Below are 14,035 nucleotides of genomic sequence, written 5' to 3' on the forward strand. Positions count from 1 at the left end.
TTAGGCTTTCGGGGTTTGCCGTGGACCGGTCCTGCCGAGGGTGCACGCACGACGAAAGGGCCGGAGCGACCGTGTCCCGACAGGACGGAACGCAGGCTGCGGGGGCGCTCAAGCCCGCCGGCGCGTTCGTCGCGGCTGCGGTCATCCTGCTGGAGGCGGGCTGGCTGGTCGCCGCGTTGCCCGGTGGCGCGCTGGTCAGTGATGTCGGCGCGATGCTGGTCGCCGGCTGGGCGACACTCGCGTGCGTCGGGGTGGCCCGTCGGCATCCGACGCCGCTGCGTCGCTTCTGGACCCTGCTCGCGGTCACCATGGCGCTCGCCGCGATCGGCCGGGCGATCTGGACCGTGCAGCGGCTCGTCGGCGGGGACCTGCCGCACACGCCGGTGGTCGGGGTGGTCTTCACCGCCGGCATCCTCACCGGCACGGCCGCGCTGCTCAGCTCGCCGTCCGCACCACGGACCGCTGTCGGTCGGGCCCGTACGCTGCTGGACGGGGTGATCGTCGCCCTGGCCCTGGTGCCGGTCGGGTGGGTGCTGGTCTTCCGTGGGGTCGCCGCGGCCGAACTGGCCGACCCGGCGCGTACCCTCGGGCTGCTCTTCCCGATGTTCGACCTGATGCAGCTCACCATCCTGGTCGCGGTCTCCGGGCCGGCCCGGCCGATGTGGCGGCCGATGAGCATCCTCGCGGCGAGCCTCACCCTGCGGGTCGTCGCCGACGTCGTCTACGTGTCGCTGGTCGCCCGCGCCGACTACACCGCCGGCCACCCGATCGACATCTGCTGGCCGTTGAGCTACCTGCTGATCGGCCTGGCCACCCGGAACCCGCCACCACCGGACTGCGACGGCACCGACGACACCGCCGAGTCGCCACTGCCGCCCTGGTGGCGGGTGGCGCTGCCGTACCTGCCGGTGGGTGGGGCGATCGTCGCGGTGGTGCTGGCGCGTCGGCCCACCGGGCAGACCCCGCACCTGGTGTTCGTGACGATGATGGTGCTGCTGGCGGCCCTCGCCGTCCGGCAGGGGCTGGCCGCCAACGAGAACCTCCGGCTGGTGGCGCGGCTGCGCCGGCTCGCGTACGGCGACCAGCTCACCGGGCTGCCCAACCGGCTGTTGTTCAACCGGCGGCTGCGTCTGGCGCTGCGCGACGGGCGGCCGGTGGCCGTGCTGCTGCTCGACCTGGACGGGTTCAAGCAGGTCAACGACCGGTTCGGGCATGCCACCGGTGACACCCTGCTGACCGGGCTCGCGGCCCGGATGCGCACTGCCGTCAACGGCGACGGCACCATCGCCCGGCTCGGCGGTGACGAGTTCGCCGTGCTTGTCGACGGCGACCGGCCGGCGTCACCCGAACGGCTCGCCGAGCGGCTGCTCGACGCGTTGCGGCCGTCCGACGACGAGGAGGACGTCGGGGTGCACCCGTCGGCGAGCATCGGTATCGCCGAGTTCGGCCCACAGCACGCCTCCCACACCGACCTGCTGCGCGACGCCGACATCGCCATGTACGCGGCCAAGGCGGCCGGGAAGTCCGCGTACCGGACGTGCACACCGGCGCTGCGCGAGTCGGCCGTGTCCCGCGCCGAGCTGATCGCCGACCTGCGCCGGGCGGTCGACGAGGACCAGCTGCGCCTGGAGTTCCAACCCATCGTCGACCTGAGCACCGGTGCGGTACGCAGCGCCGAGGCGCTGGTGCGCTGGCGGCACCCCCGGCTGGGGATGTTGGCGCCGGCGAAGTTCCTGCCGCTGGCCGAGGAGACCGGGCTGATCCTGCCGATCGACCGCTGGGTGATCCACGAGGCGTGCCGGGCCGCCGCCACCTGGCGGGATCGGGTGCCGGAGGCGACCGTCGCGGTGAACATCGCCGCCGCGCACCTGCGCCGGCCGGATTTGATCGCCACTGTCACCGCGGCCACCAGCGCCGCCGGGCTGGCACCCCGGGCGTTGACCCTGGAGCTGACCGAGTCGGCGCTGATCGAGGGCACCGAGGCGGTGCTGGAGCGGCTGCACCAGTTGCGGGAGCTGGGCATCAGGATCGCCATCGACGACTTCGGCACCGGCTACTCGTCGCTGAGCTACCTGCACCGCATCCCGGCCACCGAGCTGAAGATCGACAGGTCGTTCGTGGCGCGGCTGGGCACCGACGACCGGGCGTACGCCACGGTGGAGATGGTCACCCGGCTGGCCGGCGCGTTCGACCTGGCGGTGGTCGCCGAGGGGGTGGAGACCGAGCGCCAGCATGAGGCGGTCGCCGCGATCGGCTGCCCGCGCGGTCAGGGCTATCTGTACGGGCGGCCGGACGGCCCCGCCATGGTGGGCCAGAATCGGAGTTGACTCTCACGTAACGGCAGGCAGGAGCCTGGTTCCCGGAAGGGAGGGGGACCATGGCGTACACGGTGGGTCAGGTGGCGAAGGTCGCCGGCGTGACGGTGCGGACGCTGCACCACTACGACGAGATCGGGTTGCTCTCGCCCAGCGGGCGGACCTCGGCCGGTTACCGCCGCTACGACGACGCGGACCTGCAACGGCTGCAACTCGTCCTGTACTACCGGGAGCTGGGTTTCCCGCTTGAGGAGATCACCGCGATCATCGACGACCCGGCGGCCGATCCGGCCGCGCACCTGCGCCGACAGCACGAGCTGCTGACGGTACGGCTCAAACGGTTGCAGGAGATGGTCACGGCGATCGAGTTCGCGATGGAGGCGAGCAAGTTGAACATCCAACTCACCCCGGAGGAGCGGTTCGAGGTCTTCGGTGACTTCAAGCCGGAGCAGTACGAGGCCGAGGCGGAGCAGCGGTGGGGAGGCACCGACGCGTACCGGGAGTCGAACCGCCGGGCCTCCCGTTACGGCAAGGAGGACTGGCTGCGGATCAAGGCGGAGAACGAGGACTGGGGTCGACGGATCGTCGCGCTGATGGCCTCGGGCGCGCCGGCCGACGGCCCGGAGGCGATGGACCTGGCCGAGGAGCACCGGCAGATCATCAGTCGCTGGTTCTACGAGTGCTCGTACGAGGTGCAGACCGGGTTGGCCGACATGTACATGGCCGACGAGCGGTTCACCGCGTACTACGAGAAGATCGCCCCGGGGTTGGCGGCGTATCTGCACGAGGCGATCCACGCGAACGCGATCAGCCGGGCCTGATCGGGCCGGCAGGCCGACCGGGAGCAGGGTCGGTGCGGTCCGGCTACTCTGGCCGGACCGCACCACCCCGGGGGAGATGACAGTGCAGAAACCGAAGCTGATCGCCGCTGGTGTCATCCTCGTCGTGGCGGTCGCCGCGGGGGTGTGGACACTGGTGGCCACCGGGGATGAGCCCGACGCGGGTCGTCCGGCGGCGTCGGCGGGCCCGACCGACGGGGTCGGTGTGCTCAGGGCCGCCGCCGGGAAGGTCGACCAGCAGACCTACAAGCTGACGTTGAGCAGCGGCGGGACGACGGGCGGGGACGGCACCGTGGTGCTCTGGGACCCGAAGGCAAAGCGGGGTCTGGAGACCACCTCCCTGAAGGTGCCCACCGGTGAGGTGAAGATCGAACGGCTCACCACCGGGCCGGACGTCTACGTGCGGGTCAGCGCCCCGGACCGGCGCGTTCCGGTCTGGGACGGCAAGACCTGGTGGCATGTCGGCGCTCCGGGTTCACCCCCCGCCAAGCAGGGCCTGGACAACACCCGGCTGGCTGACACGCTCGGCACGGCGACCGCCGTCCGGCAGACCGCCACCCGGGAGTACGCGGGCACGCTGGACCTGCGCCAGAGCAGCGCGGTGCTGGGCGAGGGGGTCGGAGGCGTGCTCGGTGACCGGGCCGGGGCGGTCCCGTTCACCGCTGCCGTCGACGAGCAGGGGCGGCTGGTCCGTTACCGCATCGAGCTGGCGAGCGAGCAGTCGGAGGTCGCCCAGCTCGACCTGACGTACTCGGATTTCGGGCTGTCGGTGTCGGCGGAGCCGCCGGCGGCCGACCTGGTCGGCGAGGACCCGCCGGCGAACATTCCGGGCGCCTGAGGTCGGCTCACTCCTCGACCGCCCCGTCGGCCGGGTCGACCAGGAAGTCGTAGACGGTGCGGGCCATCCGCCGGACCGTTTCGTCGCCGGTGGCCATCGGCCCGGCGGTGAGGAAGGCGACGGCGGTCTCGGTGCCGGGGATCAGGTAGTAGCCGACGTCGTGTGAGGCGTCCGGCAGGTCACCGGTCTTGTGCGCCACCGGCACGCCGGGCGGCAACGCCGCCGGGATCTTCGTGTTCAGGGTCTGCTCCCGCATGAACCCGATCATCAGGTCACGGGAGGCCGGGGTGAGGATCTCGCCGTCCCAGACCGCGCCGAGCAGCGACACCACGTCGTCCGGGCTGGTGTAGTTCTCCTCGCCGCGTTGCGCGGCGGCGCTGTCGAGCATCCGGCGGGCCAGGATGGTGGACCGCTGGTTCATCGAGTCGATCAGCGCGTTGACCGGGGCGAACCCACCCAGGTAGGTGATCAGCACGTTCGCGGCCACGTTGTCGCTGTACTTGATCAGGTACTGGGCGAGCCGGTGCAGCGTCACCACCTGCGGGAACGTCTCGAACTGGAGTTGACCGGTGCCGCCGACCACATCCTCGGGGGTGACCAGCACCCCGTCGTCGAGGAATACCTGTCCACAGTCGACCCGGCGCAGCAGCTCGACCAGGATCCAGAGTTTGATCACGCTGGCCGCCTTGGGGCGCAGCGACCCGTTGACGGCGATCTGCTGGTCGCCGTAGCGGCCGGACAGGTCACGGACGGTGGCCCCGGCCGGGTTCAGGCTCGCGTCGGCGACCACCCGGGCGAGCTGCCCGCTGAGCGGGAACAGCCGGGCCCCGGCGACCGGGTCGGTGGGCGGCTGCGGGCTGGTGACCACCACGCCGGTCAGCGTCGTCGGTGGGCGGTGCTGGGGGATCACCTCCAGCGTGCCGTCGCTGCGCCCGATCAGCGGCACCCGGTAGCGGTAGGCGGTGCCGCCGACGACGACAGCGCCGCTGGCCACGCCGGCGGCAACCAGCATGGTCGGGTCGGCGACCCGACCGGTGTCCCCGTCGCAGGCGCGGTAGCGCACCGTGTGACCGAGCGAGTCCACCGCGAACACCCCGCCGGGAAACGACAACCAGGACACCTCGCTGGTCGGGGCCCGCTCCGGTGCCGGATCCACGCCGGGCTCGTGGCTCTGCCCGTCGCCGGGCTCAGCCGCGTACCCCGGCTCGGTCGTCCGCGCCGGGTCCGCGCCGGGCTCGCGGCCGGGACCATCCGCGGTGGCCGGCCCGGTCGTCGCGAGCACCGCGAGCGCGACCGCCGCCGACAGCCATTTCAGGGGTACGCGGGCAGAGGTCCCCAGCAGGGAAGATGAGCGCCACTTGTCGCTTTTTCTCACGTTTGCACGATATGAAGCCGCAGAGGCTGGCGAGACCGACGGGACCGGCGTCACCCGTCCGGGCGGCGATGTCCCGGCGCGCGTTACGCCCCACGGGTATAAATACGACGCACGCGCTTTGCTCTGCACCCGCCGACGCGCCGGTTACGGACCGTGCGTGGTGCGCCGGGGGGTGCAGAGCAAAGGTCAGCCACTCATCCCGGAGGACCCCATGCTGATCATCGCCGGCAGCCTTGAGGTCGAACCGGCCGCACGCGAGGCCTACCTGTCCGGCTGCGCGCAGGTCATCGCGCAGGCCCGCGCCACCGCCGGCTGCCTCGACTTCCTGCTGGCGGCCGACCCGTTGGAGCCCGGCCGGATCCACGTCTACGAGCGCTGGGAGTCCGCGGAGCAGCTGACGGCGTTCCGTGGCTCGGGGCCGGACGACGGGCCGGAAGTGGCCATCCTCGACGCCGACGTGCGGCGTTACCTGATCTCCGGCGTCGAGGCGCCCTGACCGGCGGGTCGACCCCGGTCACGCCGGTGATTCGAGACCGGTGGGCAGGCCGGGTGCCATCCGACGGATCGACGCGAAGGTGGGCGTGAGGGCGTCGTACAGCTCGGCGAACAGCGGCAGCAGCGCCGCGTAGGTGGCGGCGGCGGCCGGGTCGGGGCGGACCGTCTCCTCGATCCGCACCAGGTCGGCGGCGACGTCGATGCTGGGGATCAGCCCGAGCGCCTCCATGCCGAGCAGCGCCGCGCCGAAGCTCGACCCATCGTGCGCGGCCGGGAAGCTCACCGGCAGGCCGAGCACGTCGGCGAGCATCTGCCGCCACAGGCCGCTGCGGGCGAAGCCGCCACCGGCCCGGACCTCGCGAACCTCGTTACCGGCCGCGCGCACCGAGCTGAGCACCAGCGCGAGTTGCTGACAGACACCCTCCAGCGCGGCCCGCACCAGATGCTCACGGCGGTGTGCGTGGGTCAACCCCACGTACGCGCCACGCGGCAGGGCGCTCCAGTGTGGTGCCCGTTCGCTGTGCAGGTACGGCAGCATGATGAGCCCGCCGGAGCCGACCGGCGCGCGGGCGGCGAGGGCGACCAGCTCCTCCTCGGCGTGCTCGCCCAGGTCCGGGGCGAGCGCCGCGCCGGCCCACTTGAGCACGATGCCGCCGTTGTTGATCGCGCCGCCGACCGCCCAACGCTGCTCGGTCAACGCGTAGCAGAACACCCCGCCGAGCGGGTCCACGCCGGGCCGCTCGACCATCACCCGCATCGCGCCGCTGGTGCCGATCGAGCAGGCCACCATGCCGGGATGCACAGCGCCCAGGCCCAGGTTCGCCAGCGGCCCGTCGCCCGCGCCGACCACCACCGGGGTGCGCTCCGGCAGGCCGGTCTGGGCCGCGCTCTGCGCGGTGAGGTTGGGCAGCACGGCGGTGGTGGCGACGAGCTGCGGAAGCTGTTCCCCTGTGATGCCGGCGATGCGCAGCGCCTCGTCGTCCCACTCCAGCGTGTGGATGTCGAGCAGGCCGGTGGCCGAGGCGACCGAGTGGTCGGTGACCAGCGTGCCGCAGAGCCGCAGCAACACCCAGTCCTTGATGCCCACCCAGTGCGAAACCCGCTGGAACACTTTCGGCTCCTGCTCGGCGAACCAGAGCAGCTTGGGCAGCGGCGACATCGGATGCATCGGCGTGCCGGTACGCCGGTGCAGGGCCAGCCCCGACGGTGCCGCCCGCAGCCGCTCGGCCTGCCGGGTGGAGCGCGAGTCGGCCCAGGTCAGCGACGGGGTGAGGGGGTTGCCGTCCGGGTCCAACCCGATCAGGCTGTGCATCGCGGAGCTGAACGACAACCCGACCACCGGCTGTACCAGCTCGGCCACGACGATGCTGATGGACCTGAGCACCGCATCGAGGATCTGTTGCGGGTCCTGCTCGGCGTAGCCCGGTTGCGGGTTGTCCATCGGGTAGCCGGCCAGGTGGCTGCCGAGTTGCCGCCCGTCGGTGTCGTACGCGACGGCCTTGGTGCTGGTGGTGCCGATGTCGACCCCGATCACGACCCCGGGCAGCGTGACTGCCGGCACGACCGTCACCCCCTCGGAGAACATGAACGACCGCACTAGTATCCCCCTATCGTGCTGATTGCTCCGCCGATCGGATACTTCGCCCGTTTCGGCGTGTCCGGGTACCGCGCCGCACCTGTTGAACCCGACGACACCCCAGATTGGTGGCCTGCGCGGCGAAGGAGTCGGCGTGGCAAAGACTGATTCGACGGGTTCCACATGGCGGTACCGGTGGGCGCACCGGCAGAACGTGCGGCGGGTCACCACGTTCCGCGGCGCTGAGACGGCGTGGCGGCGACGCGACGACGAGTTACGACGGCTGCGCGCCCTGGCCGCCGACTTCCAGGGCTCGGCGGCCGCCGGCGCCGGCCTGCCGTTGGAGTTGGCCGCCGACGAGGTGGTGCTCTGGGCACTGCCCGCCGCGCAACTGGTCGAGGTGCGACACACCACCGTGCTGCCCGCGCCGGACCTGCACGTCGACCCACGAACCGGGCCGCTGCGTCCACGCCGCCCCGACGGCGTCCGCGTCACCGACGCCGGCATGGCCGTGATCACCAGCCGTCGCCTCGTGCTGCTCGGCGGACGAGGCCGACGCGACTGGGCGTACGGCCGGATGACGGGCCTGGCCCATGACCCGACCGCGCCGGTCACCCTGATCCAGGTGCTGGACCGGCGGCGTACCTCCGGGTTGCTGCTGCCCACCGACGCCGCGCCGGACTTCCGGTTCAAGCTCACCCTGGCCTTCGCCGACGCGATCGAACAGCGGTCCGCGGTGCTCGCCCAGCTCGACGAGCTGATCGCCGAGCACGCCCAGCTCAAGCCGTTCCGGCCGGCGGCGGCCACCCCCGGGCAGGCCCGACTGTCGTCGTTCGTACCCGGTGGTCGCAGGACCATCGCGGTGGCGGCGGCCATCGCGCTGCTGGTGCCGGCGGCGCTGATCGAGTCGGACCCGTCCGACCCGACCGGTGGCGCGGAGGTCGCCGTCGCCGCCACCCCGGCACCCGCCCACAGCGTGGCACCGGCGCTGATCCGCCCGGCCGACCCGGCGCTCGCGCTGAAGACCCCGCCACCGAAGCAGAAGAAGTCACCACGCCCCTCGCCCAGCGCGACCACCGACGCGCGCTGCGGGGCACCGGAAAACCCCCTGGGGTACGGCTTCTGCGGCGGCACGCGGATCCGCAAACCGGCCGCCGAAGTGTGCGACTGGTTCGACTGCGTACCGCAGTTCTGGGCGGGTCGCGGCTACCTCGTGCAGTGCCGCGACGGCTCGGTCAGCCTGGCCGGAGGCCGATCCCACGCCTGCGCCGAGCACAGGGGCGTGCGGCGGACCATCACGAAGTGACCGATTCGGGGCCTCAAGTCCGTTTTTCTCGGCCAGAATGATCGAGTGGAGATCCGGTCCGACGATGGCGCACGGGTGCGGATACGCCCCGTCGGCTACCAGCCCGGCGTCGACCCGCCCGACGACCCCGACGGGGTCACGCCCGGCTGGCACGACTGGCTGCTCATTGAGGTGGACGCCCGCACCGCCGACGGTCAGACCTGGTCACACCACTACCCCAGCCTGATGGTCGAGGAGGCCCGCGCGCTCGGCGGCTGGCTGCACGGGCAGGCCACCGCCGCCCTCGCGTTGAGCGCGCCACCGGCCATGGTCCGGTTCACCGAACCCAACCTGGCCCTGCGCAGCCGGGTGCTGCGCCGCCGCCGGCTGGAGTTGATCGTGGAGTTCTCCGCCGAGTCGCTGCCACCGTGGATGCGCCGACCGTCCAGCGCGATCTACCCGCTGAGCCTCACCGTCTCCGCCGACGCACTGGCCACCGCCGCCGAACACTGGGCCGAGCACTGCGAGGCGTACCCGCCGCGGACCCGGTCGCGGTTTCCGACCCACGGCCCGCAGCCGTACCGCCGCCGCGCCGGCTGATCACCTGCAACTCTCGCCTTCCGGGCACAGCGGGACACATCGACCGTGGTCGCGTTACTGTCACGTACGTGAGCGGTTGTACCGCGTGTGACCGTTACCTCTGTGGCGTGTGCCCCCTGGCGGATCGCCTGGGCCGAGCGAGAGACCGAGCGGCGGCAGCGCGTGTGCCGCGACGCCACCGACGCCTGGCGTCGCCGCGACGACCACCTGGCCCGGCTCCGCATCGAAGCCGCCAGCTTCCTCGGGTGTACGCAGCCCCGCACCGGCCTACCGGTGGACCTCGACGACGACGAACTCGTCTTCCGAGTCCTCCCCGTCGCCACGCTGGTCGAGGCCGAGGCGCGGCACGTCCCGGGCCTACCCACACCGGGCGGCTCTTGTTCCTTCGCCGAGGCCTCCTCCGAGGCGCTGCCGACGGGCCTGCGGGCCGTCGACACCGGTATGGCCGTCGTGACCAGTCACCGGGTCGCCTTCGGTGGGCGTGAGCACCGGCGTGAGTGGCGGTACGCGGACCTGGCCGGCCCCGCCCACCACCCCGACACGCCGTTTACCCTGCTGCCCGACCACAGTCGACTCTCCGGGCTGCTCGTCCCCGCCAACGCCGTGGTGAACTTCCGCTTCTACCTCACGCTCGCTGTCGCTACGGATCGCGCTGCCGTCCTGGCGCAGGTCGACGCGCAGCTGGCCGCGCACCGGGCGGCCCGGCCCGCGCCCTTCGTGCCGGCGGAACCCGACGACGCGCCACTGACCGCGGTGCGGCCCGACCGGCGGGCGCTGGGTGCTGCCGCCATCGCCGCTGTGGTGTTCGCGACGGTCGGCCCCGGCGCTCTCGGCCCGAACTCGCGCCTCTCGGGATCCGAGCCTGTGCCGCTGGCGGAGGCCATCGCCCTGGACGTGCCGAGGGCTGGGGCGATCTTCGTGCCGATCGGTGCCGTCGGGCCGGTGGCCCCCCGGTCGCGGGTCGGTTCGGCCGACAGTGCCGTCTGGAGCCCGCCGCACGCCCCGGCTGTCCGGCCGTCGACTGCGGCAGCCGTCTCCAGAGTGGTGCCACCTGCCGATGCGGTGGCTGTAGCGCCGGCAGTCACCCCGTCGGCCGTCCCTGCTCCGTCGCCCACCTCGGTGCCGACCCCTGGGCCGGTCCCCACCACGGCACCGGCCACCCCAGCCGTCCCGACGCCGCCCGTCGCGTCGGCCTCCCCGACTCCGACGCCCACCGCGACGCCTTCGCCGAATTCGTTGCTGGCGGTCTGCCTGGATCCTCTGCAACTGCCGTTGCTGGACCCGCTGCTCTGCCCGCCTCCGACGCCCTGACCCGTGTCCGTTGCTTGTGCGGCTCAGCCCAGGGCGCTGAAGTCGGGGACGGTGAGAGTGCCGTCGTCCGCGAGGGCGAAGCCGGGATTCCACGCGATCTCCCAGACGTGCCCGTCCAGGTCTGCGAAGTAGCCCGCGTAGCCGCCGTAGAAGGTCTCCCGGGCCGGCTTGGTCACCGTGGCACCCGCCTTGGTCGCCGTGGCGATCACCTCGTCCACCTCCTCTCGGGACCGGACGTTCTGGGCGAGGGTCATCCCGCCGAAGCCGTCCGTTCCCGGATCGGCGATGCCGGCGTCGTCGGCGAGCTTGTCGCGGCTCCACAGGACGACCGCCAGACCGCCGGCCTGGATGAAGACCGTCTCCTCGACCTCCTGGCCCCGCCAGCCGAGCTGCTTGTAGAACGCCTTCGCGCGGGCTACGTCCGCAACTCCCAGGGTGACGAGGCTGATCCGCTGCTCCATGGTCCTCAACCTACGCGCGATCATGCCGGTGGGTTGGCAGGCGGCCTCGACGTGGTTGCCGGACGGGTCGCGGCATGGACAGGGCCGGCGTCATGTGCAACACGCGTCGGATGAAGTTCGCTGGGAACCACCCAACCCATAGCATCGATGCTATGGGTTGGGGTAGCGTGGAGCTGGAACCAGAGGTCCGACCGGAGAATCATCCTGCTCACGGTGTTCCGTAAGACGCGAATGCGGGAGGACCGGGAAGTCGAGCGGGCTCGCCGCGCGTTCGAGCGGTGCGTGTTGGAGCGGCACATCGTGAACGAGGGGGCAGAGCGATGACTGATCGCCTGGACTGGAACGACTTGCGTGAGCGCCGGATGGCTGAGCCGGGAGCGGCCGAGACCTACGAGGCCACCCGGATCGCCTTCGAACTCGGGCAGGAGGTGCGCCACCTGCGCGAAGGGCATGGCTGGAGTCAGAGCCAGCTGGCCCAAGCGGCCGGCATGACTCAATCAGCGGTGGCTCGTTTTGAGGCTGGCGGCACAGTGCCGACCCTGCCGGTGCTGGAGCGCCTGGCCCGTGCCTTGGACCGAAGGCTGGACGTCAGGTTCAGTTCCAACGCGGACGCCGCCTGACTGACCGCATACGAAACGGTCGTTGATCTAGCATTCCAGAAAGGCTGAGGGCGTGACGGTACGCTGCGCATAGGTAGCGCAGGGTGGTCATCGGGGTATCCGTGGCCGCATCGGCCACCAGACGTCGGTTGTACCGGACACACGGGGGGAACCATGTTCGAGCGGCTGGGCAGATTCGTCGTGGGCAGAGCGTGGTGGGTGATCGCCGGGTGGGTGGTCGCGGCAGCCGCCATCATCCTCACCACACCGTCCCTGAGCGACATCACCTCCGCCGACCAGGAGAGCTTCCTGCCTCGCTCGTACGAGTCGGTGCAGGCCACCGAGCTGGGGCAGAAGGCGTTCCCGCAGCAGGCCACCGCGACGGCGACCATCGTGGTCAAGCGCGCCGACGGGCAGAAACTCACGTCGGCGGACGAGGCGAAGGTGGGCCAGCTCGCCCAGTCGCTCAAGGCCAAGAACATCCCGCGCACGTCCGGCTACCTGACCGGTCCGCCCGCGGTCGCACCGGACAAGTCGGTGCAGATCATCAACGTCGGGCTCGACGCCCCCACCCCCGACGACCCGGCACTGCTCGACGCCGTGCGCGACCTGCGCGCGGACATCGGCCCGGAGCTGGCGAACAGTGGGCTGACCGCAGGCGTGGCCGGTGACGTGGCGAGCTTCGTCGACAACGAGGACACCTTCAACAACGCCTTCGCCGTGGTCGGCGTCGCGACGATCATCCTGATCATCGGACTGATCCTCGTCATCTTCCGCAGCCCCATCGCGGCGCTGCTGCCCGTGGTGGTCGTGGGCGTCGTCCTGAGCATCACGACGGGTCTCGTCGCCGCCGCGGGCAAGGCATTCGACCTCAGTGTCAGCCAGGATCTGCAGACGATCCTGCTGATCGTGCTGTTCGGCATCGGCACCGACTACATCCTGTTCCTGCTCTTCCGCTACCGGGAGCGGTTGCGCGCAGGCGACGACAAGCGCACCGCGATGATCGTCACCGTCCAGCGGGTCGGCGAGGTCATCACCTCGGCCGCCGGAGCGGTCATCGTCGCGTTCCTCGTGCTGCTTCTTGCCTCGCTGGGCTTTTTCGGCTCCCTCGGTCCGGCGCTCGCGATCGCGGTCGGCGTCATGCTGGTCACCTCGCTCACCCTCATCCCGGCGGTCGTCTCCCTGCTCGGCCGGTACGTCTTCTGGCCCTCGAAGGCGTGGCAGCGTGCGCCCAAGGCCACCATCTGGCACCGGCTCGGCAACACCGTCGGGCGCCGGCCGGCGCTTGTCGCGGCGGCCTCCGGCGTTCTCCTGGTCGCGCTCGCTGCAGGCGTGCTTGGCTACAAGGCTGACTACGACTTCAGCGCCGGCTTCCCGCAGGACACCGAGTCGGCGAAGGCCGCACAGGACCTACAGCGCGGGTTCGCCGCCGGTGCGCTCGCCCCGACCGAGGTCTACCTGACCACCAGCAACGGGTCGCCGCTGAACGAGCAGCAGGTCAACGACTTCGCGGCGGCCGTGGCGAAAGCCCCGGGTGTGGGCCAGGCGCAGCCGCCGGAGCGCAGCACCGACCCGAGTGTGGCCCGGGTCAACCTGCTGCTCAACGAGAACCCGGTCTCCAACGAGGCGATCACCCTCGTCCGCGACGACCTGCGCGGTGCAGTGCATGCGGCGGCCCCGCCGGGCACCCGGGCGCTGGTCGGCGGGACCACCGCGATCTTCGCGGACATCAACTCGGCCAACAACCGCGACCTGTCGGTGATCCTGCCGGTCGCGGCCGGCCTGATCGCGCTTATCCTCGGGCTGCTGCTGCGCAGTTTGGTCGCGCCGATCTACCTCGTGATAGCGGTGCTGCTCAACTTCGCCGCCACCCTGGGCGCCACTGTCTACCTCTTCCAAGGGCTGCAGGGCGAGCCCGGTGTCACCTTCCAGCTGCCGATCATCCTCTACCTTTTCGTGGTGGCGATCGGGACTGACTACAACATCCTGATGATCGCCCGACTACGCGAGGAGGCGCGGGAGGGCAACGAGCCGCACCAGGCCGCCGCCATCGGGGTCGAACACGCCGGCCCGACGGTCGCGGCAGCAGGCTTGATCCTTGCCGGGACGTTCGCGGTGCTGCTGCTTGCTCCGATCTCGTTCCTGCAGCAGATGGGCTTCGCGGTGGCGATCGGCATCGTGCTGTCGGCGTTCGTCATGTCGATGTTCTTCGTGCCAGCGCTGACCGCGCTGATCGGGCACAAGGCGTGGTGGCCGGGCCACGGCGACGAGCGACCGGCCGGCGGGCCGCACGTCCCGCCGGAGCCGGAGGCCGTGGCGAAGGGGTAGCCGGGCGAGCGGA

Annotated in this window: 12 protein-coding genes; 9 read left to right on the forward strand and 3 right to left on the reverse strand. The window is 71.5% G+C overall.

Annotated features, from left to right (window positions below):
• Positions 1-71 precede the first annotated feature (71 nt).
• The 3 genes from QCZ28_RS14135 (at position 72) to QCZ28_RS14145 (ending at position 3,992) form a co-directional block, all read left to right on the forward strand.
• The gene (locus tag QCZ28_RS14135; protein ID WP_279517080.1) at positions 72-2,327 is read left to right on the forward strand and encodes an EAL domain-containing protein; all 2,256 of its coding nucleotides are present in this window, start codon (positions 72-74) and stop codon (positions 2,325-2,327) included.
• Positions 2,328-2,377: 50 nt separating this feature from the next.
• Positions 2,378-3,136, forward strand: a complete 759-nt coding sequence (locus tag QCZ28_RS14140) for a MerR family transcriptional regulator (protein WP_279517081.1) — start codon at positions 2,378-2,380, stop codon at positions 3,134-3,136.
• A gap of 76 nt (positions 3,137-3,212) precedes the next feature.
• Entirely contained in the window at positions 3,213-3,992 is a 780-nt protein-coding gene (locus tag QCZ28_RS14145) for a hypothetical protein (protein ID WP_279517082.1), read from the forward strand.
• A gap of 7 nt (positions 3,993-3,999) precedes the next feature.
• On the opposite strand, the gene QCZ28_RS14150 is transcribed toward QCZ28_RS14145, so the two are convergent.
• Positions 4,000-5,367: a class A beta-lactamase-related serine hydrolase gene (locus QCZ28_RS14150; RefSeq protein WP_279517083.1), complete on the reverse strand. Its 1,368-nt coding sequence runs from the start codon at positions 5,365-5,367 to the stop codon at positions 4,000-4,002.
• A 211-nt stretch (positions 5,368-5,578) separates the two neighbouring features.
• On the opposite strand from QCZ28_RS14150, the gene QCZ28_RS14155 reads away from it, so the two are divergent.
• Positions 5,579-5,863, forward strand: coding sequence for an antibiotic biosynthesis monooxygenase (locus tag QCZ28_RS14155; RefSeq protein WP_279517084.1), 285 nt, complete (start codon positions 5,579-5,581; stop codon positions 5,861-5,863).
• An 18-nt stretch (positions 5,864-5,881) separates the two neighbouring features.
• Here the strand turns inward: QCZ28_RS14155 and QCZ28_RS14160 are convergent, their stop codons facing one another.
• Entirely contained in the window at positions 5,882-7,459 is a 1,578-nt protein-coding gene (locus tag QCZ28_RS14160) for a gluconokinase (protein WP_279517085.1), read from the reverse strand.
• 133 nt (positions 7,460-7,592) lie between these two features.
• On the opposite strand from QCZ28_RS14160, the gene QCZ28_RS14165 reads away from it, so the two are divergent.
• From QCZ28_RS14165 to QCZ28_RS14175, 3 genes are all read left to right on the forward strand, one after another.
• The gene (locus QCZ28_RS14165; RefSeq protein WP_279517086.1) at positions 7,593-8,744 is read left to right on the forward strand and encodes a hypothetical protein; all 1,152 of its coding nucleotides are present in this window, start codon (positions 7,593-7,595) and stop codon (positions 8,742-8,744) included.
• 45 nt (positions 8,745-8,789) lie between these two features.
• A complete protein-coding gene (locus QCZ28_RS14170) occupies positions 8,790-9,323 on the forward strand; it encodes a hypothetical protein (protein WP_279517087.1) in 534 nt (177 codons plus the stop codon).
• Between the two features lie 102 nt (positions 9,324-9,425).
• Positions 9,426-10,634 carry a hypothetical protein gene (locus QCZ28_RS14175; protein WP_279517088.1) on the forward strand — a complete coding sequence of 403 codons (1,209 nt, stop codon included), beginning with the start codon at positions 9,426-9,428 and terminating at the stop codon, positions 10,632-10,634.
• A 23-nt stretch (positions 10,635-10,657) separates the two neighbouring features.
• Here QCZ28_RS14175 and QCZ28_RS14180 read toward each other — a convergent pair whose 3' ends face one another.
• Complete coding sequence (locus QCZ28_RS14180; RefSeq protein WP_279517089.1) at positions 10,658-11,095, reverse strand: VOC family protein; 438 nt, start codon at positions 11,093-11,095, stop codon at positions 10,658-10,660.
• Between the two features lie 320 nt (positions 11,096-11,415).
• Here QCZ28_RS14180 and QCZ28_RS14185 point away from each other — a divergent pair, with 320 nt between their 5' ends.
• The gene (locus QCZ28_RS14185) at positions 11,416-11,715 is read left to right on the forward strand and encodes a helix-turn-helix transcriptional regulator (RefSeq protein ID WP_279517090.1); all 300 of its coding nucleotides are present in this window, start codon (positions 11,416-11,418) and stop codon (positions 11,713-11,715) included.
• 153 nt (positions 11,716-11,868) lie between these two features.
• Positions 11,869-14,022 carry an MMPL family transporter gene (locus QCZ28_RS14190; protein WP_279517091.1) on the forward strand — a complete coding sequence of 718 codons (2,154 nt, stop codon included), beginning with the start codon at positions 11,869-11,871 and terminating at the stop codon, positions 14,020-14,022.
• Positions 14,023-14,035: the final 13 nt, after the last annotated feature.

The sequence above is a fragment of the Micromonospora sp. DH14 genome (assembly GCF_029809455.1).
GTDB lineage: Bacteria > Actinomycetota > Actinomycetes > Mycobacteriales > Micromonosporaceae > Micromonospora > Micromonospora parva.